The sequence below is a fragment of the Phormidesmis priestleyi BC1401 genome, from assembly GCF_001650195.1.
In the GTDB taxonomy this organism is placed as follows: domain Bacteria; phylum Cyanobacteriota; class Cyanobacteriia; order Leptolyngbyales; family Leptolyngbyaceae; genus Phormidesmis_A; species Phormidesmis_A priestleyi_B.
Genome location: NZ_LXYR01000013.1, coordinates 21,487 through 46,982 on the forward strand (window position 1 = coordinate 21,487; position 25,496 = coordinate 46,982).

22 protein-coding genes and 1 pseudogene are annotated in these 25,496 nt (G+C 50.6%); 16 read left to right on the forward strand and 7 right to left on the reverse strand.

The annotated features are described in order from the left end of the window. Window positions 1-182 precede the first annotated feature (182 nt). Window positions 183-2,381, forward strand: a complete 2,199-nt coding sequence (locus A8707_RS09330; RefSeq protein WP_068816545.1) for a BamA/TamA family outer membrane protein — start codon at window positions 183-185, stop codon at window positions 2,379-2,381. 151 nt (window positions 2,382-2,532) lie between these two features. On the opposite strand, the gene A8707_RS09335 is transcribed toward A8707_RS09330, so the two are convergent. After that, complete coding sequence (locus A8707_RS09335) at window positions 2,533-2,943, reverse strand: GNAT family N-acetyltransferase (RefSeq protein ID WP_068816546.1); 411 nt, start codon at window positions 2,941-2,943, stop codon at window positions 2,533-2,535. 169 nt (window positions 2,944-3,112) lie between these two features. Here A8707_RS09335 and A8707_RS09340 point away from each other — a divergent pair, with 169 nt between their 5' ends. The 8 genes from A8707_RS09340 (at window position 3,113) to folE (ending at window position 12,007) form a co-directional block, all read left to right on the forward strand. Continuing rightward, window positions 3,113-3,667, forward strand: coding sequence for a diheme cytochrome C (locus A8707_RS09340; RefSeq protein ID WP_068816617.1), 555 nt, complete (start codon window positions 3,113-3,115; stop codon window positions 3,665-3,667). Window positions 3,668-3,881: 214 nt separating this feature from the next. Next, window positions 3,882-6,686: a preprotein translocase subunit SecA gene (gene secA / locus A8707_RS09345; protein ID WP_068816547.1), complete on the forward strand. Its 2,805-nt coding sequence runs from the start codon at window positions 3,882-3,884 to the stop codon at window positions 6,684-6,686. A gap of 95 nt (window positions 6,687-6,781) precedes the next feature. Continuing rightward, window positions 6,782-7,000, forward strand: a complete 219-nt coding sequence (locus A8707_RS28005) for a hypothetical protein (RefSeq protein WP_156518463.1) — start codon at window positions 6,782-6,784, stop codon at window positions 6,998-7,000. 151 nt (window positions 7,001-7,151) lie between these two features. Next, window positions 7,152-7,655, forward strand: a complete 504-nt coding sequence (locus A8707_RS09350) for a phosphate-starvation-inducible PsiE family protein (RefSeq protein ID WP_068816548.1) — start codon at window positions 7,152-7,154, stop codon at window positions 7,653-7,655. Window positions 7,656-7,853: 198 nt separating this feature from the next. Further along, entirely contained in the window at window positions 7,854-9,065 is a 1,212-nt protein-coding gene (locus tag A8707_RS09355; RefSeq protein ID WP_231947996.1) for a hypothetical protein, read from the forward strand. A gap of 140 nt (window positions 9,066-9,205) precedes the next feature. Next, window positions 9,206-10,186, forward strand: coding sequence for an acetyl-CoA carboxylase carboxyltransferase subunit alpha (locus A8707_RS09360; RefSeq protein ID WP_068816550.1), 981 nt, complete (start codon window positions 9,206-9,208; stop codon window positions 10,184-10,186). A gap of 334 nt (window positions 10,187-10,520) precedes the next feature. Next, complete coding sequence (locus A8707_RS09365; RefSeq protein WP_068816551.1) at window positions 10,521-11,246, forward strand: SDR family oxidoreductase; 726 nt, start codon at window positions 10,521-10,523, stop codon at window positions 11,244-11,246. A 59-nt stretch (window positions 11,247-11,305) separates the two neighbouring features. After that, complete coding sequence (gene folE, locus A8707_RS09370; protein ID WP_068816552.1) at window positions 11,306-12,007, forward strand: GTP cyclohydrolase I FolE; 702 nt, start codon at window positions 11,306-11,308, stop codon at window positions 12,005-12,007. A 223-nt stretch (window positions 12,008-12,230) separates the two neighbouring features. Here the strand turns inward: folE and A8707_RS09375 are convergent, their stop codons facing one another. Then, on the reverse strand, window positions 12,231-12,893 hold the full coding sequence (locus A8707_RS09375) for a phosphoribosylanthranilate isomerase (protein WP_068816553.1): 663 nt from the start codon (window positions 12,891-12,893) through the stop codon (window positions 12,231-12,233). Window positions 12,894-13,016: 123 nt separating this feature from the next. On the opposite strand from A8707_RS09375, the gene A8707_RS09380 reads away from it, so the two are divergent. The 5 genes and pseudogenes from A8707_RS09380 to groL all read left to right on the forward strand — a co-directional run bounded on the left by A8707_RS09380 (window position 13,017) and on the right by groL (window position 17,942). Next, window positions 13,017-13,295: a photosystem I reaction center subunit PsaK gene (locus A8707_RS09380; protein ID WP_156518465.1), complete on the forward strand. Its 279-nt coding sequence runs from the start codon at window positions 13,017-13,019 to the stop codon at window positions 13,293-13,295. Further along, window positions 13,247-14,464, forward strand: a complete 1,218-nt coding sequence (locus A8707_RS09385) for a site-2 protease family protein (protein ID WP_068816555.1) — start codon at window positions 13,247-13,249, stop codon at window positions 14,462-14,464. The genes A8707_RS09380 and A8707_RS09385 overlap by 49 nt, the downstream gene beginning before the upstream one ends. 23 nt (window positions 14,465-14,487) lie before the next feature. Then, window positions 14,488-15,488 (forward strand): annotated as a pseudogene (locus tag A8707_RS09395) (patatin-like phospholipase family protein). Window positions 15,489-15,924: 436 nt separating this feature from the next. Continuing rightward, window positions 15,925-16,236, forward strand: coding sequence for a co-chaperone GroES (gene groES / locus A8707_RS09400; protein ID WP_068816558.1), 312 nt, complete (start codon window positions 15,925-15,927; stop codon window positions 16,234-16,236). A 68-nt stretch (window positions 16,237-16,304) separates the two neighbouring features. After that, window positions 16,305-17,942 (forward strand): chaperonin GroEL, encoded by a 1,638-nt coding sequence (gene groL, locus A8707_RS09405; protein ID WP_068816559.1) that lies wholly within the window; start codon window positions 16,305-16,307, stop codon window positions 17,940-17,942. A 280-nt stretch (window positions 17,943-18,222) separates the two neighbouring features. Here groL and A8707_RS09410 read toward each other — a convergent pair whose 3' ends face one another. Further along, window positions 18,223-18,789, reverse strand: a complete 567-nt coding sequence (locus A8707_RS09410) for a hypothetical protein (protein WP_068816560.1) — start codon at window positions 18,787-18,789, stop codon at window positions 18,223-18,225. Window positions 18,790-18,899: 110 nt separating this feature from the next. Continuing rightward, window positions 18,900-20,147, reverse strand: a complete 1,248-nt coding sequence (locus A8707_RS09415) for a DUF4912 domain-containing protein (RefSeq protein WP_068816561.1) — start codon at window positions 20,145-20,147, stop codon at window positions 18,900-18,902. Window positions 20,148-20,508: 361 nt separating this feature from the next. On the opposite strand from A8707_RS09415, the gene A8707_RS09420 reads away from it, so the two are divergent. Beyond that, a complete protein-coding gene (locus tag A8707_RS09420) occupies window positions 20,509-21,297 on the forward strand; it encodes an LmeA family phospholipid-binding protein (protein WP_082906300.1) in 789 nt (262 codons plus the stop codon). A 144-nt stretch (window positions 21,298-21,441) separates the two neighbouring features. On the opposite strand, the gene A8707_RS09425 is transcribed toward A8707_RS09420, so the two are convergent. The 3 genes from A8707_RS09425 to A8707_RS09435 all read right to left on the reverse strand — a co-directional run bounded on the left by A8707_RS09425 (window position 21,442) and on the right by A8707_RS09435 (window position 25,305). Next, window positions 21,442-22,311: a phosphatidate cytidylyltransferase gene (locus A8707_RS09425; protein ID WP_068816562.1), complete on the reverse strand. Its 870-nt coding sequence runs from the start codon at window positions 22,309-22,311 to the stop codon at window positions 21,442-21,444. 149 nt (window positions 22,312-22,460) lie between these two features. Next, window positions 22,461-23,060, reverse strand: coding sequence for a precorrin-6Y C5,15-methyltransferase subunit CbiT (cbiT, locus tag A8707_RS09430; protein WP_068816563.1), 600 nt, complete (start codon window positions 23,058-23,060; stop codon window positions 22,461-22,463). Between the two features lie 778 nt (window positions 23,061-23,838). Further along, window positions 23,839-25,305: an aminotransferase class I/II-fold pyridoxal phosphate-dependent enzyme gene (locus tag A8707_RS09435; RefSeq protein ID WP_082906301.1), complete on the reverse strand. Its 1,467-nt coding sequence runs from the start codon at window positions 25,303-25,305 to the stop codon at window positions 23,839-23,841. Between the two features lie 38 nt (window positions 25,306-25,343). On the opposite strand from A8707_RS09435, the gene A8707_RS29020 reads away from it, so the two are divergent. Continuing rightward, complete coding sequence (locus A8707_RS29020) at window positions 25,344-25,496, forward strand: hypothetical protein (protein WP_197484708.1); 153 nt, start codon at window positions 25,344-25,346, stop codon at window positions 25,494-25,496.

Below are 25,496 nucleotides of genomic sequence, written 5' to 3' on the forward strand. Positions count from 1 at the left end.
ACGGGCGACTTGCTGGTATCAAGAGATCTATTGTTTGATTCTGCTCTGACTAATTTTTTTGAGACAAACTCTTTTAAGTAATTTGATTAATTTTTAGAGCAGAGTCCTGCGTTTAATCCTTAAATTCACGTCCAAATCATCCATTTCAGACTATAAATATCTCACTTCGACTCTTCACCCTTATGCGCCTCTCGACCGTCACAGTCTGCACTCTCGCCGCTCTTTCTACTTGGGATGTCTCCCAAAACGCGAATGCGGCTATTCCAGAAGCTCCCTCTATTGAGAAAGCTGCCGATGTGGTGGTGGCGACTGACGCGATCGAGCCTACACCCATTCAAACGGTCGCTCCTCCTGAAACAATTGTCTCTCAGCAATTTTCATCCTCTTCAAAGCCAACGGTGACGATCGAAGACACGTCTCGCTATTATCAAGACTATCAGCCTGCTGCACCGACCGTAGAATCTGCACAGCCGACTGCGATCGCGCCGACAGCTTCGGTTAAGCCAACCCTACCCGCCTCAATCAATCAACCTGTCTGGGTGATTCCTCAAAAGAATCTGACTCCGCCGACGGTGACTCCACCTGCGGTTTCGACTCCTAAACTGATCGCCAATCCGTCACCGCTCTCGTCGGATTTGGTAGTGACGGCAACCGACGTGCAAATCGTCGGCGCAGCAGACCCCGAACTTCAGCAGATTATCCGTCGCGCCATTCGCACGCAATTGGGGGGAGGCACGAGTAAAAGTCAGCTTCAAGAAGATGTCGCGGCGATTTTAGAAACGGGGTTATTCAGCACTGCCAGCGTCGCCAGTCGCGAAAATCCGAATGGGTTGAGCGTCACCTTTCAAGTGCAGCCGATCGTGGTGCGATCCGTGCGATTAGTTAACGCTCAAGCATTGCCTCTTACGGTGGTCAACGACATCTTCCGATCGCAGATTGGCACGATCGCCAGTCCTTCGGCTCTCAATCAAGGTGTGCGACAAATCAATCAGTGGTATGCCCAAAATAATTACAACCTGGCAAGAGTTATCGCCTTGCAACCCAGTCGAGACGGAGTGTTGACGATCGAGGTGGCTGAAGGAGTGATCGGTGATGTGCAGATTCGCTTTACCGATGATCAGGGCAAACTGGTGGATGACAAAGGCAACCCGATTCGCGGCAGAACTCAAGAGAGTTTTATCAAACAGCAGGTGCAAATCAAGCCAGGACAGGTGTTTCAAGAAGATCTGGCGCGACAAGACCTGCAAAGATTGGTTCAAACCGGGTTATTCACGAATGCTCGTGTCGGTTTAGAAGGCGATGCAAAACGCACGATCGTGGTCTACAACCTCGCCGAAGCCCGCACTCGTGCTATCAACGCAACGGGCGGCTACAACACAGACTTGGGGCTGTATGGCGGACTCAACTATCAAGACCGCAACATCGCAGGAATTGGACAACAACTCAGCACCAATGTCTTGATCGGCACGAAAGACGCTCAATTTGACGGGCGATTTGTCAGCCCCTATCGCGTTAACGAGCCGGACAAACTCGGCTATAGCGTCGATGCCTTCCGGCGAAGAGGGCTGTCTCGCGTGTTTGACGACAACGTGAAATTGGCGAACGACGATCGAGTTCGAGAAGGGCGATTTGGCGGAGGCGTTTCGGTCAACCGCCCAATTGATCAAGACTGGAACGGGTCGCTAGGGTTGAACTATAACCGAGTCAGCCTCCGCGATGCGAGTGGCAATGTGGTGAGGCGCGATCGCAACGGCAATCCGCTCTCGTTTAGCGGCACGGGCATTGATGATCTGGTATCGCTCAACTTCAACGCGATTCGCGACAAGCGAGATAACGTGATCGACCCCACCAGCGGCTCTTTCTTGAGTTTGAGCACCGAGCAATTTTTGCCGATCGGCAGTGGCAGCATTCTCGCCAATCGCATTCAGGCAAACTACACGCAATATGTGCCCGTCAATATTCTGAACACGCTGCAAACCAAGAACGAGCCAGAAACGCTTGCTCTTAATTTGCAGGGCGGCACCACGATCGGAGATTTGCCTCCCTACAACGCCTATTCACTGGGCGGACCGAACTCGGTTCGAGGCTACGATGCTGGCGATGTGGGCATTTCTCGAAGCTATGTCTTAGCATCAGCAGAATATCGGTTTCCGATCTACAGCATCATTGGAGGGGCGGTGTTTGCCGATTTTGCCTCCGATTTAGGATCGAGTGCATCAGTCTTAGGGCAACCTGGGATCGAGCGCGGCAGACCCGGATCAGGGTTTGGCATCGGTGCAGGTGTGCGGCTCAAATCACCCCTAGGAATCATCCGCGCCGATTTTGGATTAAACGATCAGGGTGATAGCCGCGTCCAATTTGGTTTTGGGCAAAAATTTTAACCCACGATGCCGTAGAGACGTTTCGGTGGAACGTCTCTCCTCCAGACGAGCGTGCCATGACCCACCATCCATCACATTCAAAAATCAAATAGTTGGCACAGAAAATCTATTCAACTTCGATCGAGCGCCCCACCCCCAACGGCTCGATCGGTTAATTCAACAACACCATCGTCGTAGTAGAATTGACTTCAAATCCAATCTTTTCGTAGAATGACTGTTGATGAGTCGTCATTAAATAGACTCGCTCGACTCGACTCATGTGAGGGTGACTCAGCACCGTCTCGACTAATTTGCGTCCCAACCCTGCCCCTTGATAGTCGGGGTGAATCACCACATCCCAAATCGTGGCTCGATAGATGCCGTCAGAAGTCGCTCTCGCAAACCCGACTAATCGATCGCCGTCCCACGCCGAGATTACCGGATTGCTGTGACGAATTGCGAGCGCTAACTCCTCCGATCTGCGATCAGTTGCCCAAAATGCTGCCCGTTGAAACAAGTCTTGAAGCTGCGAAAGCTCGATCTGCTGTGGGCGATCGCAAAGCTGAATCTGATGACAATCCATTCCTAACCTTATACTCTGAGCACTGGCGATTTCAATTATTCTGATTGAGGTTGGTCGTCCAGCAAAATACTGACGCGCCTCTTTTCCTGAACAGAGAAACATCCAGATGAAATAGTGAGTCTAGATGGCAACGAAGTCTGTAGCGTTTATGTCCAAATGGTTGAAACCGATGCTCCAATTCCCTCGTCGTAGCAAAATCAACGCCTCTAAACTCCGCAAGCGCCGACGTTCTCCGATCGTGCTGGTCTTGCTGCTGTTGGGCTGGAGCCTATGTTTAGGATTGGGGTTAGCACAGGCGATCGAAGCTCCGAAACCCTCAGCCGTGGTGGGCACCGTGGATGTGGTGCCCGATCGCTATAAGCTTGGACAAGAGCTTTATCTAGAAAACTGTGCAACCTGCCATATTGGGGTGCCTCCAGCGGTTTTGCCGTCTCAAACTTGGCTTAATTTGCTCCAAGACTCACAGCATTATGGCGTTGAGATCACGCCCCTCATTGACCCTCCGCGTTACCTAGTGTGGAACTATCTGCAAACCTTCTCTCGCCAGGTCGCAGCAGATGAAAAAATCCCTTACCGCGTGTCTGAGTCTCAATATTTCAAAGTGCTGCACCCCAAAGTAGAGTTACCCCGTAAGTTAAATCTTTCGAGTTGTGTCACCTGTCACCCTGGGGCGAGTCAATTTAACTTCCGCAGTCTGACGGCTGAATGGGAGAATTCTCCTTAAAAAAGGAGATGGGAGGCGTTTCAAACTGAGGCAGAGGCTGTAGATTGTTTGTACGATCGAAAGTACGGGTTTCCCCTTTACTCCTCACCCTTCACCCGTTCTCTCAGAGTGATAGGATTGACATACGCTAAATTTGCTGGCTTTGCAGTGGCTTGATGCTCACTCAAACGGCTAAAAATCCCAAAAGTTTCAAAAACGTCTTATCCCTCCTGACATGCTTAAAACTCTGCTGGGCGACCCCAACGCACGAAAGCTCAAAAAATATCAACCCTACATCACTGAGATCAAACTCTTAGAAGATGAAATCCAGGCACTCTCAGACGAGGCGTTGACCGCAAAAACCACAGAATTTAGGCAACGGCTTGCCAAGGCAAAAAACGACAACGAGCAGAAGCAAATTCTAGATGATTTGCTGCCCGAAGCGTTTGCGGTCGTGCGAGAAGCGAGTCGCCGCGTGCTAGGAATGCGTCACTTTGATGTGCAGCTTTTGGGTGGCATGGTGCTCAACAATGGTCAAATCGCCGAGATGAAAACGGGAGAGGGCAAAACCCTCGTTTCGACGCTGCCTGCCTACCTGAATGCGCTCTCAGGGAAGGGCGTTCACGTCGTCACGGTTAATGATTATCTCGCGCGACGCGATGCCGAATGGATGGGTCAAGTTCACCGCTTTTTGGGCTTAAGCGTCGGGCTGATTCAGCAAAACATGAGTCCTGCTGAACGTCAGAAGAACTACGCCTGTGACATCACCTACGCGACGAACAGTGAGCTAGGGTTCGACTACCTGCGCGACAATATGGCAACCTCAATGGAAGAGGTCGTGCAGCGTCCATTTAACTACTGTGTGATTGACGAAGTAGACTCGGTGCTGATTGATGAAGCCCGAACTCCGTTAATTATTTCGGGGCAGGTTGAGCGACCGACTGAGAAATATTTGCAAGCCTCGACGATCGCCAGTGCACTCAAACCCGATGAACACTACGAGGTAGATGAAAAACAGCGCAATATTCTGCTGACTGATGAGGGCTTCATCGAAGCCGAGAACCTTCTAGAAGTCAAGGATCTGTTTAACCCAGAAGACCCGTGGGCGCACTATGTTTTCAACGCGATTAAAGGCAAAGAACTGTTTATCAAAGACGTAAACTACATCGTTCGCAACGACGAAGTGGTGATTGTCGATGAGTTTACGGGTCGGGTGATGCCGGGTCGTCGCTGGAGTGATGGCTTGCACCAGGCGATCGAGGCTAAAGAACACGTCGAGATCCAAAACGAGACGCAAACACTGGCGACGATTACCTACCAAAACTTCTTCCTGCTCTATCCCAAACTTGCCGGAATGACGGGCACCGCCAAGACTGAAGAAGCTGAGTTTGAGAAAATTTACAAGCTCGAAGTCACGATTATCCCAACGAACCGCACGACCAAGCGGAGAGACGTATCGGACGTAGTGTATAAAGCCGAAGACGCTAAGTGGAACGCGATCGCCGAAGAGTGTGCTGAGATGCACCGCGATGGTCGTCCGGTTTTAGTCGGCACCACGAGCGTTGAGAAGTCAGAACTGCTCTCAGGCTTGCTGGCAGATCAGGGCGTTCCTCACAACTTGCTGAACGCAAAACCAGAAAACGTCGAGCGAGAGTCTGAGATTATCGCCCAAGCCGGACGGAAGGGCAAAGTCACGATCGCCACCAACATGGCAGGGCGCGGCACTGACATTATTCTCGGCGGCAACTCCGACTATATGGCGCGGCTGAAGATTCGTGAATATTTTATGCCCAAAATCGTCCAGCCCGAAGATGAAGATCAGTTCGGCGGCAGAGGCTTTGGCGATGCGCGCGGCGGCGGACAGGGCTTTGGCGCGGGTCAAAAGATCAAGACTTGGAAGGTCAAATCTGACATCTATCCCACCAATTTGTCTCGTGAAACTGAGCAACTGCTCAAAGATGCCGTTACTACCGCCGTCAGGCAATATGGCGAACGCAGCCTGCCCGAATTGGAAGCAGAAGACAAGATCGCAACGGCGGCAGAAAAAGCGCCAACCAGCGATCCGGTGATTCAACAACTGCGAGAAGTCTATCGGCTGATTCGTCAAGAATACGATGAGTTTACCGAGCGCGAACATGAAGAAGTCGTTGGCTTCGGAGGCTTACACGTCATCGGCACCGAGCGTCACGAGTCACGCCGCATCGACAACCAACTGCGCGGACGGGCAGGGCGACAAGGCGACCCCGGTTCGACAAAATTCTTCCTCAGTCTGCAAGATAACCTGCTGCGGATTTTTGGCGGCGATCGAGTCGCAGGCTTAATGAATGCCTTTCGGGTTGAAGAAGATATGCCGATCGAGTCCGGGATGTTGACCCGATCGCTCGAAGGTGCTCAAAAGAAAGTTGAGACCTATTACTACGACATTCGCAAGCAGGTGTTTGAGTATGACGAAGTGATGAATAATCAGCGTCGTGCCATTTACGCCGAGCGTCGTCGAGTGCTAGAGGGGCAAGACCTCAAAGAGCAGGTCGTCAAATATGCCGAGCAAACAATGGATGACATTGTGGCGGCTTACATCAACGTTGATCTGCCGCCCGAAGAGTGGGAACTCGACAAGCTAGTGGGCAAGGTCAAAGAGTTTGTCTATCTGCTGGCTGACCTGGAGCCAAATCAGTTAGAAGACATGACGATCGGAGAAATCAAAACCTTCCTGCATGAACAGGCACGAATTGCTTACGACTTGAAGGAAGCCGAGGTCGACCAACTCCAACCTGGCTTAATGCGTCAAGCCGAACGCTTCTTCATTCTCAACCGCATTGATACGCTTTGGAGGGAACACCTTCAGCAAATGGATGCGCTGCGTGAGTCGGTTGGTCTGCGGGGCTATGGACAGAAAGATCCGCTGATCGAATATAAGAGCGAAGGCTATGAACTGTTCTTGGAAATGATGATCAACATCCGTCGAGACGTTGTGTACTCGCTGTTCCAGTTCCAGCCGCAAGCGCAAGCGCAGGTTGAGACCGCTTCTGAAATGATTTAGAGGGTTCCAAGCAGAATTAGTTATACGGGGTGGGCAAAAATGTCTGCCCCATTTTTATATTCAATCTACGCCAAGAGCATCATGCCAATTTCATTTTGAATACGGCAAATAACAAATCTACCCAACGCTGTAGAGACGTTCCGGTGGAACGTCTTGCCGATTTTGCCATGACCGATGATGGATCGCATTCAAAAATTGTGCGGTTACCCGATGGCGTGGAGACGGTTCACCGAAACGTCTCTACAGCAATTTTGCGACGATCGACGATCTGGTCGCGTTCAAAAATCAAATGGGTGCAAATCGCGGTTGTTTAGGTCAGGGCATCTTCGAGGCGAAGAAGATATTAATCAGTCATAAATACTCTCTGTCGATAGAAACTATCAAATAGACTGATGACTTAGGTCTTGTGCAATAAGTTGATCTCATCGTTAAATAGAGATGTCCAGAGATCGAGACTTTTCTCTTATGCAGAATTCAAATTCATCACCTTCCTGGATCAAGACGCTGAACCGGAGCCATCTGGTTCGAGCGTTAGAAACCGTTCAGGATGGAATTGTCATCTCGCTGTGCATCGGACTGTTTTGCGTCATGGTGATTCAGCTTAGAGAGATGTTTATTTCTCTGCTGCCTCCTCTCAACTTTCGAGAAGTCACCGCAGACATTTTGTTTTCGCTGATTTTGGTTGAGCTATTTCGACTGCTGATTATTTATCTGCAAGAACAGCGAGTCTCGATCGGTGTTGCGGTCGAAGTAGCGATCGTCTCTGTGTTGCGAGAAGTGATCGTGCGTGGAGTCTTAGAAGTCGAATGGACTCAAGTATTGGCGACCTGTGCGTTTTTGCTAGTGATGGCAGTGTTGCTCATCGTGCGCGTCTGGCTTCCGCCCACCTTTAGCGGTGTTGACCCCGAACGACGAATTACTGAAAACTATCAGGTCAATAAAGAAAAAATCACGATGAACGGGCATTAGTCACGCAAACGGGTGAGTAGATCCATCTGTTTTCATTTTTGCGGCTCTCTGTAGACTGGTGGGCTATATTAGATTGCTGATCGGGTTTTACCTGTAATGAACTTCAGCTTCCTACTTTCTGCTGGTTTTTATTTAATTGTTTGCTCGATCGGAACTCTAGCTATGTTCCATCCCACGATTTTTAGTGGGTTTTCTAGAATGCAAAGCTATCCTGCCGACAGCCGATTAAATAATTACATTTTAGAGCATTCTTTTCAGTTTATTTTTAACCCAAATTACCCAAAAGATTTTTGGTCAGCGACCTTTTTCTATCCCCTAAAAAATACGATCGCGCTGACAGAAAATCTGCTAGGAACCAGTCCGCTCTACTGGCTATTTAGACTCTTTAATTCCCCTGAGACATCCTTTCAAGTTTGGACGATCGCCGTTACGATTCTGAATTTTTTCTCTCTAGTTTTTCTGTTACGTCAGTTAAAAGTAAATCCAATTCTCTCGGCATTGGGCGGCTTTGTCTTCGCTTTTGGGATGCCCAGAATCGGACAGCTTAACCACGAACAGTTACTCGTGCAGTTTTGGACTTCGATCGCGTTTCTGTTTCTATGGAATTTTTTTCGCCGCCCGATGATCCGATCACTTGGACTATTTTCTCTATTCATTTACCTACAGGTGCTTTCAGGAATTTATTTAGGCTGGCTATTCCTATTCAGCGTGTTGATAATGATTCCGGTCAGCCTTTACTTTGACCCGTTTTCAAGACTTCGCTTATTCAAGTTCGTTAAACAATATTGGAAGGCTTGTTTAGGCACTTTTTTAGTGTGGTTATTATTCGCAGTTTTACTATTTTTGCCGTATCTAAAAGTTAGTCATACTTTCGGAGTTCGCTCGTTTGCAGAAGTGGCAACAATGCTGCCTCGCTTGTCTTCCTGGTTTTTTCCTCCTGCCGGAACTCTGTGGGATTTTCTCCGACCTGAAATTCCTGAAGACCTGCCAATGCCGTGGGAGCATCAGCTATTTATCGGGATAATATTCAGTCTATTAACGGGATTCTCTGTCTACTGTTTGCGCTTTCAAGCAAACGCAATTAGTTGTGAACGATCGCTACTGATTAAAGTGTGTCTCACGACTGCGATGTGGATTGGCATGAAATCGAGTGTTCCTGTGATTAATGGGCGATCGGGTTTTCTACCACAAAATTATCCCAATCCTTACGCGCCGCCCAAAATTGCTGAGTTGATTCAGTGGCTGGGCGATCGCTATCAAGGAACACTTTGTTTCGTGTCTGATAAAACAGCAACGCCAAGTCTGGGTCTAGAAACAATGCGATCGTCTACGATTTCATCCGATCGCTTTACCCTTTCTAGAATTAATTTGCCCGTTCCAAAACCAGCTAAATTAAAAATTGGGCTGTGATCTTCCTGAGTTTATCGGTAGGCTGAAGCTTAACCGCTCTTCGCACGAAAAACGCCCTTCCCTGAGTGCGATACTAGAGACCTTCACGCTTTTGTTGAGCAGCCCAACTCTATTCACCCCCCACAAAGCGATTCTCAGCTATGCCGACCCTCGATCGCAAACCCATTCTCCTCGATTTTGAAAAGCCTCTCGCAGAGCTAGAATCTCGCATCGGTCAAATTCGTGAACTTGCGGAAGAAAATGACGTAGATGTGACGGAGCAGATTCGTCACCTTGAGGCTAAGGCTGTGCAGCTTCGTCAAGAGATTTTTAGCAGTTTATCGGCAGCCCAGCGATTGCAGGTGGCAAGGCATCCTCGACGACCCAGCACGTTTGACTATATCCAAGCCATCAGCGACGAATGGATGGAGCTGCACGGCGATCGCGGCGGCTATGATGATCCCGCTGTCGTAGGCGGCGTAGCTCGTCTTGACGGGCGACCTGTGATGATGTTGGGGCAACAAAAGGGGCGCGACACCAAAGACAACATTACGCGCAACTTTGGCATGGCATCGCCAAGCGGATACCGAAAAGCGATGCGGCTGATGGAACACGCCAACCGCTTCTCAATGCCTATCTTGACGTTTATCGACACCCCTGGAGCCTATGCAGGGCTGAGTGCCGAAGAACTTGGACAAGGCGAAGCGATCGCTTACAACCTGCGAGAAATGTTTCGGCTTGATGTGCCGATTATCTGCACGGTGATTGGCGAAGGCGGCTCTGGCGGAGCGTTGGGGATTGGGGTGGGCGATCGCTTGATGATGTTTGAACATTCAGTCTATACAGTTGCCACGCCTGAAGCCTGTGCTGCGATTCTCTGGCGCGATATGTCAAAAGCTCATCAAGCGGCTGAAGCGCTAAAAATCACCGCTGCCGACTTGAAAGGCTTAGGAATTCTCGACGAACTGCTCACCGAACCGATCGGAGGTGCCCATTCTGACCCCCTAAAAGCGGCTGAAATTCTCAAAAAAGCGCTTCTCAGAAATCTGAGCGAGTTGGATCAGATGACGGGTCAACAGCGTCGCGAGCTTCGCTATCAAAAGTTCCGCAGCATTGGCGTGTTTGCCGAAGTGACCGCTTAGTAACAGAGTGACGCTGAGAGAAAACTTTCTTTTTGCGTTACTATATCTAAGCGTAATAATTGTTTACAATTCCCTAGGTTCATCGGTCTTCACTAGAACTAACGGTTTAGCGCTATTGCGGATTATGATCGAGGTGGCAACTGAGTTTTTCAAATAGCTGTAGAAATGCAGTCTTGAGTAACGCCCGGAAAGTTTTTTGTTCATATCTCGTGTCTTGTGGTGCTCCCGTATCCCGATTCATGCAATGGTTTGCGCCTCCTCCGTAAACTGGTTGTCTGAAATTAGCGGCTGATGTCTGGAACGCCTGCTCACCTTTGAGTTAACCGAATATTGCATGACCCTCAATTTAGAACGACGCGCTTTAATCACGGGCGCGAGCAGCGGAATTGGCAAAGCAACTGCCCTCGCGTTTGCTGAAGCTGGAATTCATCTGGCACTGGTGAGCCGCTCTCAACCTCAGCTAGAAGCCGTAGCAGACACTGCACGTCAGTTTGGTGTCAAGGTGCAGACCTATCCGATCGACCTCTCGATCGTTCAGTCTGTGCGACCTCAAATTGAGGCGATCGCGTCCGAGTTCAGTCCGCTTACGATTCTCGTCAACAATGCTGGCATGGGCTATACAGGCTCTTTGATGGATATGTCGTTGACCGACTGGCAGCGCGTCATGGATTTGAACGTCACCAGCGTTTTGCAGTGCATTCAGGGGGTGTTGCCGGGAATGCGTGAGCGAAAGAACGGGACGATTATTAACGTTGCCTCGATCGCTGCGCATCAAACTTTTCCCGACTGGGGCGCTTATTGCGTGAGCAAGTTTGGTTTATTGGCGTTGTCAAAAACGCTGGCGGCAGAGGAGCGTGCCAACGGCGTTCGGGTAGTTACCGTGTCTCCTGGCTCGGTCAACACGCCCATTTGGGACACTGACACTGTAAACGCTGACTTCGATCGCTCCCTGATGTTGACTCCCGAAACGGTTGCTCAGTCAATTCTCTATGCAACACTTGTGCCCCATCAAGCCGTCGTCGAAGAACTGATTTTAATGCCCAACGCGGGCGCTTTTTAAGCCGCGAGTCGGTTATGGGCGTGGTTTGTTCTTTCGTTCACACACTATCTGGATTCATTATGACTATTGCTTCCCCAAACGGTTCTAACACGCCTGATTCGTCTTCTAAAACTGCGAAGAGCATGGAGCCGAGACCCGATCGCAACACGCACAACGGGCAAGAAGCCAAAGTGCCTTGTTCTGCTCAAGTTAGCCAAGATGAAATGATGGAGGCAGTGCGAACGATGCTGCTGGGCGTGGGTGAAGACCCTGAGCGAGAAGGATTGCTCAAAACGCCAAAACGAGTGGCGGAGGCGATGCGATTCTTGACCAGTGGCTATGACACATCGCTAGAAGATCTCGTCAATGGTGCCATTTTTGATGAAGGGCACAACGAGATGGTGCTGGTTCGCGATATCAATGCGTTTAGTTTGTGTGAGCATCACATGCTGCCGTTTATGGGTCGAGTGCATGTTGCCTACATCCCAAACCAAAAAGTGGTGGGGTTGAGCAAGCTAGCTCGAATTGTCGAGATGTATTCGCGCCGTTTGCAGGTGCAGGAGCGGTTAACTCGTCAAATTGCCGAGGCGGTGAAAGAGATTTTGGAGCCGAGAGGGGTTGCTGTTGTGATGGAAGCGAGTCACATGTGCATGGTCATGCGCGGGGTGCAAAAGCCAGGTTCCTGGACGGTTACAAGTGCGATGGTGGGCGTTTTTCAAGAAGATCATAAAACCCGTGAAGAGTTTCTTAATCTGATTCGTCACCAGCCCTCTTTTTGGTAGAAGAATGATTATTCGATCGGTGTAAAAATCATCCGAAACATCATGAATTTACCCAATGCTGTAGAGACGTTCCACCGGAACGTCTTTTTTTCCAACGTTGCGATCTACCGATAACCGATCGTATTCAAAAATGACGCGGTTACCCGATGTCGTCGAGACGTTCCACCGAAACGTCTCGACCCGATTTTGTCATGACCGATCGCATTCAAAAATAAAATTGGCACTACAAACTGTCGCGACGGTTTAATCGCTCGAATAACCTTGCAACTTGCTCCAGGTTTTTGTCGCCTGGGGCTTTTTCAACGCCGCTAGACAGATCAATTCCATCGGGGTCGATGATTTGTAGCGCAGCCAATATATTGTCCGAGTTAAGTCCGCCTGCTAAAAACCAGGGACAACTGGGGCGGAATCTTTGCAGATTTGACCAATCCAACGTTTCGCCCGTGCCGCCTGGAAGATCGGGATGATAAGCATCAAGTAAAAGGGCATCAACCCAATTTTGATAAACGTCTGCCTGACTTAATGCTTCAGGAACCCTAATTCGTAACGCTTTGATGATTTCAACATCGGGAAGCGCGCTCCGCAGTTTGTCACAAAATTCGGGTGACTCAGCGCCGTGAAGCTGGACGCTGTTGAGGTGGGCGATCGCGACCGTTTCACAAATTTCTGGCAGCGATGCGTTTAGAAACACCCCCACTCGATCGACGAGTTTCCCCGTCGTCAACTCTCTCGGTAGCCGATCTACAATGGCGCGAATCTGCTGGGGTGACACATAGCGAGGCGTATTTGCGACACAGATAAACCCCAATGCGGTTGCACCAAGGTGAGCGATCGCGTGTCCCTGCTCTGTCTGTGTGATGCCGCAAATTTTGATTCGTAAACTCATTCGTTGATCTTAAGTAAGTTTAAGTTTTAAATCAGAATCCTCTCAAACTTCAAACCTCGGAACTCAAGAGCCTGTGATCACTGAGCATTTGTGCTTGTTCATTTAGAACTAGGAGAAAAATCCTTGATCTACTCTACTTTACTGGGGGTTGCGGCGATGGCACGCACGATCGAATGGTCGCCGCTGGTGGGCTTAACGATGAGTCTTTGCTGTTTATTTGCGGTGACGATCGGACGAACCGCCATCAAAAATCGCGGCACCGAACCCAAACTTCCCGTTAACCTCTCCCATCTCAACTATCCTGGAGGAAGAGCCTTACATTTTTGGGGCTTCGATGAGTTAGGACACCTTTCATGCAGTCAAGCTGGCGCGCGGGTTCCTTATTTGGAATTCCTCTATTAATCGATCCGTCTTGGTTTTTTGTGCTGGCTCTGATTACCCTGTCAGACGGCTCAGTGTTTCAGCAAAATCATCCTGAGTGGGGAACGACGATCGCGTGGGGCACTGGGCTACTGATGGCATTGCTGTTGTTTGCCTCCGTGCTACTGCATGAGCTAGGTCATAGCTTGGTCGCAAAAATACAGGGCATTCAGGTCAAGTCGATTACGCTGTTCTTTTTTGGCGGCGTTGCAGCGATCGAGCAAGAACCCAAAACTCCTGGCAAAGCGTTTCAGGTCGCGATCGCGGGTCCGCTTGTCAGTCTCAGCCTATTTGTCCTGTTGAGCCTGCTGACCGTGGTTCTCCCGGTCAATAGCCCCGTGGAGGTGCTGACTCAGCGACTCGCAGCCATCAATTTAGTCTTGACGCTGTTTAACCTGATTCCGGGGTTGCCCCTGGATGGTGGACTGGTTTTGAAATCGATCGTCTGGAAGATCACCGGAAGTCACTCAAAAGGCGTTCACTGGGCGGCTAGATCGGGCAAAACGCTGGGCGGTTTAGCGATCGCGTTCGGAATTTTGGGCGTGTTTGGACGAGTGATTCCAACCTTTACGGGGCTTTATATGGCGCTAATTGGTTGGTTTATTTTGCGAAATGCCACCGCTTACGATCGTCTCACCGATCTGCAAGAAGTTCTTCTCAACCTCAAAGCTGACGACGCGATGACCCGTGAGTTTCGAGTGGTGGAGGCTAAATTAACGCTGCGTCAGTTTGCCGACGATTATTTGCTGAGTGCGACTCGTGCCCCAATTTATTTTGCGGCATCCGATGGGCGCTATCGCGGCATGGTCGAAGCTGATGCCCTGCAGGCGATCGAGCGTAGCCAGTGGGAAACACAAACTCTATCCAGCATTGTGAAACCGTTGTCTGAGATTCCCTCAGTTCAAGAAGCAGCGTCTTTAGTCGATGTGATCTACTTAATGGAAACGAAAGCGCTTCCTCGTGTGACAGTGTTGTCACCTGCCGGGGCGATCTCAGGCGTAATCGATCGGGGAGATGTGGTGCGATCGCTCTCCAAAAAGATGAATTTGCCAATCTCTGACGCGGCGATTAAGCAAATTAAAGAAGAAGGAGCTTATCCGCTAGGGTTGCAGTTAGGCGAAGTCGCGAAGGCAGCGGTAGACTTCAGGTAGATAGAAAGACAGGAGAAAATAACATGGTGGCTCCTAAGACTTATCGAATTCTTGCGCTCAGTGGAGGTGGAGTGCGAGGCTTGGTAACAGCCGTTTGGCTAAACCGTCTTGAGCAGAAACTGGGTGCCCCGATCGGTCAATTTTTTGATCTGATTGCAGGCACGTCTGCCGGATCACTGACCGCTTGCGCCTTGGCATCTGGCATGAGAACCGAGGCGATCATAAGTCTCTACCGCGATCGCTCTCAAGATATTTTCCGCTCCCACCTGCCCGACTGTGGAGTCGGTGGTTGCGGTTTTTTAGCCAGGGATTTGATGCGCCTCGCTATGATGCAAAAGGATTGGAATCGGTGTTGAGAGGCGTTTTTGGCGATCGGCGATTTGGAGAGTTGCAGGTGCCGACGCTGATCACAAGCTATAACCTGGAAAGTCGCGAGGCATTGGTGTTTAAAACGATGAAAACGTCCAATGACCCCGCAAACGACACCTACACAAAATATAATCACATTCCCATCTGGGAAATTTGTAAAGCATCGTCATCGGCTCCCGTCTATTTTCCGGCTCATTTGACTGAGATTGAGGGGCGACGGGTGCCGCTGATCGATGGCGGTGTGGTGGCAAATAATCCGACTGCGTGCGCGATCGCTGAGGCGGTGAGAATTAATGACTCTCAGCCCGACGCGCTCAAAATTGGACTCGATCAATTCATCGTTGCCTCGTTTGGCACGGGTGAACCCACTCGCTTGATTAGTCTGCAAAACTCCCAAACGTGGGGAGCCTTGGCATGGGTGTTGCCGTTAATTGATGTTTTGTTTGATGGCTCTGCCGATTCTGTAGACTACATTGCCCGTCAGATTCTAAGCGAGACAAAATACTTTCGATTTCAGACTCCGTTAGATAAAGCATTCGATAGCATCGATCGCTCTGACTCAGAGAATTTGAATGCACTAATTCGAGTCGCTCAAGATTATTTAGCGAGAGAGGGAGATGCGTTGCTCGATAAGCTGGTTGCCGCAATTCAATAGTCTGGACAAAACTGGGACAGTGCTGAATAAAATTAATTACCCTCCCCCGCAGGAGAAGGGCGCTAGAAATCTTGTTCCCTCTCCTGCGGGAGAGGGCTAGGGTGAGGGCGACTTCATTGGGTCACAGCCAGATTCAGCAACACCAAAATTAACATCAGTTCGGAAACCCGTACACCCAACAAAGTTGCATCTAGTGCGAACCTCCGCTAAATTAGCACTCAGGAGCCGAGAGTGCTAACTCAGGCGCAAAGTCTTGTAGACTGAAGCAGTAAGGAAGAATGAGGGACAAATTAGATTTGTCGCTCATGACTGATTAGCAGGATTGAGTTTCTCAGGACAAATCGAAAAAGAATTCGTGACAGCCCTTTGGTTTCCTCCCTCATCCTTCTTCCTGATCCTTTTCCTGTTCCTCATCTAGATAGTTTGGAGAATTTTTATGGCAGCCGTATCCCTAAGCGTGTCCACAGTTCAACCCTTGGGCGATCGCGTCTTTGTTAAAGTCAGCGCCGCTGAAGAAAAGACCGCAGGGGGCATCTTTCTGCCCGACAACGCAAAAGAAAAGCCCCAAGTTGGCGAGATCGCAGCGATCGGACCTGGCAAGCGCAACGACGATGGTTCTCGTCAAGACCCAGAAGTCAAAATTGGTGACAAAGTTCTCTACTCAAAATATGCAGGCACCGACATCAAACTCGGCTCTGAAGAGTATGTTTTGTTGTCTGAGAAAGACATCTTAGCGATCGTTCAGTAGGTCTCACGTCGAGTCCTCACGTCTGAATTCAATCGGTTTATCCTTTCCCCACACCTTGGATTATCATCATGGCAAAGCGCATTATTTACAACGAAAACGCCCGTCGTGCTCTAGAGCGCGGCATGGATATTTTGGCTGAAGCGGTGGCAGTCACCCTCGGTCCTAAAGGTCGCAACGTGGTGCTAGAGAAGAAGTTTGGCGCACCCCAAATCGTCAATGATGGCGTGACGATCGCAAAAGAGATCGAACTCGAAGACCACGTCGAAAACACTGGCGTTGCCCTAATTCGTCAAGCGGCATCTAGAACCAATGACGCGGCTGGAGACGGCACCACCACGGCAACCGTCTTGGCTCACGCGATGGTCAAAGAAGGTTTAAAAAACGTTGCCGCAGGTGCAAACGCGATCGCCCTCAAGCGCGGCATCGACAAAGGCATTGGCTTCCTAGTCGAAAAGATTGCGGCACACGCCCGTCCGGTTGAAGATTCCAAATCGATCGCGCAAGTTGCCGCTATCTCTGCGGGTAACGATGATGAAGTCGGTCAAATGATCGCCAACGCGATGGATAAAGTCGGCAAAGAGGGAGTCATCTCTCTTGAAGAAGGCAAGTCGATGACCACCGAGCTGGAAATCACTGAAGGGATGCGCTTTGACAAAGGCTACATCTCGCCTTACTTTGCGACCGACATGGAACGCATGGAAGCGGTGTTTGAAACCCCCTACATCTTGATCACCGATAAGAAAATCAACTTGGTGCAAGACCTCGTGCCCGTGCTAGAGCAAGTGGCTCGTGCAGGTCGTCCGTTTGTGATCATCGCAGAAGATATTGAGAAAGAAGCGCTTGCAACGTTGGTTGTGAACCGTCTGCGCGGCGTTCTCAACGTGGCAGCAGTCAAGGCTCCTGGCTTTGGCGATCGTCGTAAAGCCATGCTTGAAGACATCGCAGTGCTGACGGGTGGACAACTGATCACCGAAGATGCAGGTCTCAAGCTTGATGCTGTCAAGCTTGAAATGCTGGGTCAAGCACGTCGCATCACGATCACCAAAGACAGCACCACGATTGTGGCTGAAGGCAACGAGTCTCAGGTCAAGTCTCGCGTTGAGCAAATCCGTCGTCAAATGGACGAAACCGAGTCTTCTTACGACAAAGAAAAGCTGCAAGAGCGTCTTGCTAAACTCGCGGGGGGCGTTGCAGTCGTCAAAGTCGGCGCAGCAACCGAAACCGAAATGAAGGATCGCAAACTGCGCCTAGAGGATGCGATCAACGCAACCAAAGCCGCCGTTGAAGAAGGCATCGTTCCGGGTGGTGGCACGACCTTGGCTCACCTGTCTCCCGAATTAGAGAAGTGGGCACACGAAAACCTGAAGGGTGAAGAACTCACAGGTGCGCTGATTGTCGGACGTGCGTTAGCGGCTCCCCTAAAGCGGATCGCTGAAAACGCAGGTCAAAACGGTGCAGTCATCGCTGAAAAAGTTCGTGAGAAAGAGTTCAACGTGGGCTTCAACGCGGCAACCAACGAATATGTTGATATGTTCGAGGCTGGCATTGTTGACCCTGCAAAAGTGACTCGTTCTGCGTTGCAAAATGCGGCTTCGATCGCGGGCATGGTGCTAACCACTGAGTGCATTGTGGTTGACAAGCCTGAGCCTAAAGACGGCGCACCTGCGGGTGGCGGCGGCATGGGCGGCGGCGACTTCGACTACTAATCGCGCGCTGGGGACATTCGTTATATAATGTTCCCTTCTAAGAATCGTTAGCGGGGCGATCGTTCTCAAAAGAGAGCGATCGCCCTTTTGTTTAATGTCGATTTTATACATGCAATAGTTCTTGCGTTTACCCGATGGCGTGGAGACGTTCCATCGAAACGTTTCTACCAAGTACCGCGTTCAATATTAGAACGTGGCTCGATCGTGGATTTACCCAATCCCCGTAGAGACGTTTCGGTGGAACGTCTCATTTCCGTTTCGGTGGAATTTCTCATGTTCGTCAAGGTTCTACCTCTGACCAAAGGCGCTCTAACTGGCGTTGCCATGCGGCTAAGACTTCTTCTCGCGATCGCGTTCCCATTTCCATTTCGCCCATCATGCCTTCTTGATAGAAGCGATCGAGGGTTTGCATCGTCAATTCTAGCGATTGCCCCTGACGTTTTGCAGCTTGAATAATTTGACGAATTCGCTTTTCAGCAAAGGTGTTGAACCCGTCGTTAATGCCTAATTCATTTAGAGCAAGCAATCGTTGAATCGCGGCGGTGAAATCAGCGATCGTTAACCCTACCAAACCGTGCTGAAAGACTCCCCACAACACGTCTTGATGCAGCGCATAGCGAACTTCTTGAGTCGTATCGAAGTTGGCTTCTAAGAATTCTTCTAGATAGGGTTGGGCTTCTTGCACCGGGGCGATCGGCACCAAAATTCTTAGCCAAGACTGATCATCTGAAAGCAACACCAACAGCCGAAAAGATTCAGTCTCTACCTGATAAGAATTAGTATCTAAGGTCTGAACCGATGCGCCAAATGAATCAGTCAATGTCTTGGCGATTTCTTCTGTAATCATGGTTTCTATAAAGTAGCTCCCTTCACCCTACACCGTGAGTACGTCCGAAAAAAATCCCCCGATCGACAGGCGATCGAGGGAAAACTAGGGAGATTATCGGGATGAAACGCTTAGACGAGCCATTCTTGAACGGCTTCCTCTTTAGTGTTGGTGCGACGGCTAGGAGTTTCGCGCTTAAAGTTCATATGGACTTCGCGAGTCTGTTCGCCATCGACTGCCACTGCCATAATTGGGTAGTCAATCACTCCGTCTTGAAATGACATCTGAAACCGGAAGGTGCCATCAGGATTGAGCTTAATAGGCTGTCCTCCGATCGTCACCGTTGCATCGGGTTCGGTTGCGCCATAAACAATCAGTTCGGCATCCGCGACTAACCAAAACTGACGTGGACGAATCGGAGGTGCCGACGCGCCGAAGCCGATCCCCGACATGCCGACTCCTGACATCGTTAAGCCCGATGTCGTCGGAACTGCCCACATTCCTACACCAGACGGGAAGACATATGAGCTAATCGCCTCTTCGTGAATAGGGGCTTGCTGCATCGAGCCGTAAAGTGAACCTGCGATACGCTGTGCCTCGGCGGTGTCTGCCATGCCAAAGATTTGGTCGTGGATGGGGTTGCCCGTGCCGCCATTGAGGGCAGTCGTCGTCGCTGCCATGCGCTGACTGGGAGGAACCAATTCCAAAACGGTTTGACCGCGCAGGTCTTCCTCCCAAGAGACGGTGACGAAGTGGTCTTCAACCCAGTCAGACGGGTAGACCGGAGGAACGCGAACTGGGGCAGACCGCGCCAACACGAGCCAGCGACCATCTGCACATCGATAGCCCATCTCAACCGTGTAGTCACGATCGCTGACGGGGATCGGCAAATACCATTCCCGCGCCAACTCATCGCAGGGATATTCTTGAACGCTGTGGGGACTTTGATAGTCGATGCTGATGTCGGTCACATCATAGAGGCGCAGCGCTAACTGTTGCCCCCCTTGACGACGCAAATCTTCTTTGTGCTCGTTGGGCACATCCCAGTAGGTATATGCCCACTGGGGATCGCGCGGCATAATCACGACGCGGCTTTCACCATAGCCTTCGGGAAGTTCAGCAAGGTCTGCGTCTACTGCTGCCAGTACATCACCAGTCAGATCGCTCTGTCCAACATCAAATTTTGCTGCTTCCACTTCTTCTTGTGCCTCAGGTTTACGGGTTTGGTTGGCTGAGAGTCGGTTGCGTTGGATCACTTCGATCGCTGCTAAAAGCTGGTCTTTTCGCATCCGGCTATAGCGAGACACGCCATATTCACTCGCGACGCGTCGCAGTTGCCGAAGAGTCATTTCGTTTAACGGAGGACGTTCGGTTGCCATAAAAACAAGCTCCAATCATGCAAACGGATTCTTTCTGAATAGCGAAATTGTTTAAGTTTATTTTTGTTAACAATGGGGGATCGCTTGCCCTTCTAAATGTTGCAGAAAGGACATCTTTTGGTCAAGGATTGAAACGGTTGAATTTATTGACGATCAACGAAGTTATAAGCAATTCGGGGATCATAATGTCACAAAACAATGACATTTGTTTTGGTCGGGGATCGAATTATTCAAGGTTTAGAGTACAAAGATCCCGAAAGAAATCTAAATGTCACCTTTTCTTGACTTAAGCGCACAGGGTGAATAATCAGGAACTCGATCGTTTCCTGTAGACTGCTGTAAAGTCCGATTTCCGGTGTGTATGGATTCTTCTAAGTCTGATGTCTGGGATAGCGATGCTGAGACGCGAGAAAGTCGGCCCGATCGCTTATCAAAACACGGTTTGATTCGTAAGGGATTAGCCCCGGCTGTGGGGTTATGGCTACGATCGCAAGTCGAGCACATCAAAGATCTGGAGGTTGAAATTGAAGCGGGCGATCGTCAGATTCTGTCAGGCTGCATTCCGCAGGTCAGAATTTCTGCGCGAAAAGCGGTCTATCAAGGGCTGCACCTGAGCCAGGTTCGAGTGATTGGGCAAAATATTCGCATCAATTTGGGGCAAGTCTTGAGAGGAAAGCCGCTACGAGTGCTAGAACCGATTCGCGTCGAGGGAACGGTTCTGCTGCAACAAGCTGACCTGAACGCGTCTCTCACAGCGCCTTTGCTGGCAAATGGCGTAACCGAGTTTTTGTTGACGCTCTTGAGCGCGAGCGACCTGGGCGAATTGCCGTCGGAATCCGATCCCCGGCTGAATTTACAACATCTTCAAATCATATTAGATGAGGGTTTAGTGACATTAAGTGCGTCGCTGATTTCAGTAACTGGTGATGCAACGGCGATCGCTATCCGAACTGGGTTTGAGTTAGCCAGCCCTCACGAGCTAAGGCTGGTCAATCCTCAGTGGCTGCCCCACGCCACCGCCAAGCGCTGCTTGCCCTTGAGCGACCTCAACGGCTACACGTTTGACCTGGGAGCAGATACCCAGATTGAGCGACTCAATTTAGAACTGGGACAGATTACCTGTCATGCCAAGCTGTTGGTGAGTCCTTAAACTTCTTGCAGTCCGAAGCTGCCCTCATCCCCCAACCCCTTCTCCCAAGCTGGGAGAAGGGGAGCCAGATTTCAAAGTCCCTCTCCCAAGTTTGGGAGAGGGATTTAGGGTGAGGGGCAGGGACTTTTGCAAGAGGTCTCTTGATTATTTGGGCAATAACGGCAGTACGAGCGTCACAAAGTAATAGACAAGCGGAGCCGTAAACACATAGCTGTCTGCCCGATCGAGAATTCCCCCATGACCCGGAATTAGCTGTCCCGAATCTTTGACTCCGGCATCGCGCTTCATCATCGACTCGGTTAAATCGCCCAGCAGACTGGCAACGCCGATCAGCAGACCGAGGGCAACTCCGGCGATCGGCCACCCTGACCAATTGAGATACCACGAGCCAAGAACGGCAACCGCGACACTCGCCGCCACCCCAAACACGGCACCTTCAACCGTTTTTTTGGGGCTGATGTCTGAGAGCCGAGTTCGCCCGATCCAGCGTCCGATCGTGTAAGCGCCAATATCCGCTGCCCAAATGCAGAGAAAGGCTAGTAGCGTATTGGTCAGCCCGATCGGAAGCTGATCTAAGCCTTGCCAGGAAGTGGTCCAAAAGCCGTTGAAGGGCAGATTGCTGACTTCGGCTTGACCTAAAAATCGCAGACGAATCCAATAACTGGGCAGATAGCCGCCGTAAAATAAGCCCATGATCGAAGCCGAGATGTCGGCGATCGTGGCAAATTTGGGCTGAAACAGCAGATAAAAACAGATGAACGTCCCGGCGACGGGAAAAATCGCATCTGCCATCGGGGGCGAAATGTTAGACACCACTAACAGAATTTGACTCACTACCAGCGTTGTTTTCCCGGCTGGGGCAAACCCTTTAGCGCGGGCAAGCTGAAAATATTCCATCTGCCCCAAGTAGACAATGATGCAAAAACCAGCCGTAAAGTACCATCCGCCCAGCAACATCATGCCTAGCGCAAGGGCGATCGCGACAATTCCACTACCGATTCGAGACCAAGGCATAGCACTAATGTTGGATGAAGATGACTCAGTGGAGCGGTTTAGAAATGCGTCTTCTCAGCCCTCGATCGCGTCAGGCAAAGGTTAAGAAAGTTAAGCCGTGCTTTGCAACACTTTAACGGAGAACGGGCGGCGGGTGAAGGATTTTTGGGTCAGAGCTTTTCGCCGCTCAACACAAAAATCGGATCGACTGCCGCAAAAATTTGATTGGTGCCGCGTGTCTCAAGACGGTTGACGGCAGATTGCACCACTTCAATATTACGGGCTTGAAGCTCGGCAAGACTCTCTGAAATTTGATAGAGCGTTTCTAAACTGGTAGCCGTTGCCACCACTCGCCCCTGAGGTTGCAGGTGTTGCCAGACTTCTTTGAGGATGGCTTTCACCGATCGTCCGCCTTCGATGCAAACCCGATCGGGGCGAGGCGCTAATCCCTTCAGACAGTCTGGGGCACTGCCCTCAATGATTTCGACGTTTTTGACTCCAAAGCGATCGCAGTTGCGACGAATCAAACTGGCGACTTCTTCATCGCGCTCGATCGCAATTATTCGTCCTCCCGGACACAGTAAGCCTGCCTCAACGGGAATCGTCCCAGTCCCTGCGCCGATGTCCCATAGCACCGAATCGCTTTTTAGCCGCAGATGAGAAAGCAGCAATAACCGAACTTCTCGCTGACTCATCGGAATTCCGGGCAAACTCTCAAACAAGTCGTCGGGAATGCCGGGAGTCACGTAAGACCAGAGAGGAGACGGCATAAGCGGGAGGAATGGAGAGTGATGAGTTCATCCTAATTCTGACGCGAATTCGTCGAGTTCACGTTAATAGACTCGCGGTTCACTCGATCGGGCTTCGACTTTGCTTAGTTCTCAATGGGTCGATCGTGGGTTGAGCGAAGCTGACACTCACAGACGACGCAGCGAGGAATTCTGGCGTGGCTGAATTGTGCATCGAGTGCGGGTACAACTGCCTGGGAGTCGCTCCTAGCGTAACCCAAATTCCACGGAGATTCTTCGAGGAGATGAAATGGTAACTGACTCACCTCCTCGAAGTCGTTCGAGAGTCTCTAAGAGTCGTTGATGAGTTTCTGGGAGTCGTTCATGAGTTTCTGTGAGTTGTTTCTGAGTCTCTAAGAGTCGTTGATGAGTTTCTGGGAGTCGTTCACGAGTCTCTGGAAGTTGTTCACGAGTCTCTGGGAGTTGTTCACGAGTCTTTAGAAGTCGTTGATGAGTCTCTGGAAGTCGTTGATGAGTCTTTTAGAGTCGTTCACGAATCTCTCGATCGAGCTTATTGATCTGCCGATGAACTACGCCAAAGGCAGTTGAGGCAATTCCGGCATTGCTGAATCGATCTATGGAGCACAGATTCTACCCTCACCCTAGCCCTCTCCCTAATGGAGAGGGGACAGGAATTCTGGCTCCCTTCTCCCTAGGGAGAAGGGTTGGCGAGGGCTTGCCCCACTTCGTGAGGAGGGCATTTCATATCTGCATTCAGCAACGCCGCGATTCCTACCTAGATTCGGCGATGCTGGAATCCTCAGGCGCGTTTGATGACTTGCAGCGTTTCTAAAGTGGAGTCTGCACAGCCGCTAATCATGCCACCAGCCGCGAGAATTTGTTGCAGATTGGCGATCGCATCCTCTGTGATCTGCTCTCCGGGCAGCAAAACGGGGATTCCAGGAGGATAGGGGCAGACTAGCTCGGCGCTGATGCGATTGACAGTTTGAGCGATCGGAAGAGTTTCGCTAGGTGCGAAGAAAGCTTGACGAGGCGTGAGGAGCGACTGAGGCGTAAGACATTCAAATCGTCTGAATTGCGGAATCGCTGGTCTGGGTTCTTTCGCGAGAATTGTGAAAGCTTGCACTAAGCGATCAATATCTGCTTGAGTGTTTCCTAAACTGGTGATGAAGGTCAAATGCTGCAAGGACGGTAACTCAGCCGTTACGCCTAGCGTTTGGTGCAGAATCTCATCTGCGGTGAAGCCGTCGATCCCTAGCTCAGAAACGGTGACGGTGAGACGGGTGCGATCGAATGCCCAACATCCAGGAGACTGCTCAGGGTTTAGCGTCGAGAGATTGGGGATTTGGTTGATGCGCGATCGTGCCTGATCCGCCAATCGCAGCGTCTGCTCCATCAGTGCCGCTCCTTGCGTTGCCATTTGCTGACGCGCCGCATCCAGCGATGCCAACAGCAGATAGCTTGGGCTTGTGGATTGAACAAGCTGGAGCGCTTTGCTGACTCGATCGCGATCAATTCGGTGACCTTGGCAGTGCAGCATCGCGGCTTGAGTCATCGCAGACAGGGTTTTGTGAATCGATTGCACCGTCAGATCAACCCCCGCCGACAGCGCAGAATCGGGCAAATCAGGGTGAAAGGCAAAATGGGCACCGTGCGCTTCATCGACCAGCAGAGGAATAGTGTGCTGATGGGCAAGGTCAGCGATCGCCCCCACATTTCCACAAACCCCGTAATAAGTTGGGTAGACCATCATTACCGCTTTGCTGTCTGGATGCTGCTTGAGAGCCTCCTCAACCGCTTCGGGAGTGACGCTATGTGCTATCTGTCGGTCAGCATCATACTCAGGAGTAACGAAGATTGGAACGGCACCCGACAAAATCAGCCCTGAAATCGCAGATTGATGCACGTTGCGCGGCAGAATGATTTTGTCTCCCGGTTCGCAGACTGCCAAAATTGAGGCGATGATTCCGCAGGTTGAGCCGTTGACCAAAAACCAAGTTTGATCAGCACCAAATGCTTCTGCTGCCAGATCTTGGGCTGCTTTGATCGCCGTTTGAGGAGCAAATAAATTATCGAGTTCGGGCAATTCTGGGAGATCCGATCGCCACACCTCTGCCCCAAACAAATCGGATAGAATCCCTGGTGTTCCTTGCCCTCGCTTGTGTCCAGGCGTATAAAAAGCAGCATTTGGGCTTTGAGCGCAATTCTCTAAAACGTCAAGCAACGGAGTCGCCATTTGGGAAGATGAAATATCTAAAGGTGTCATCTACGTTGGGAAGGTCAAATTATTCGTTAGGATATTCTATGGTCTACCCCACTCCCGAACCTCCGTTTCCTCAACCTGTGCCGAATCCCGTTCCCGAACCAATTCCTAGTCCCGTTCCTGAACCGATTCCTAGCCCTGTGCCCGAACCTGTTCCTGCACCGATTTCTCAGACCATCCCAGGACCCGTATAA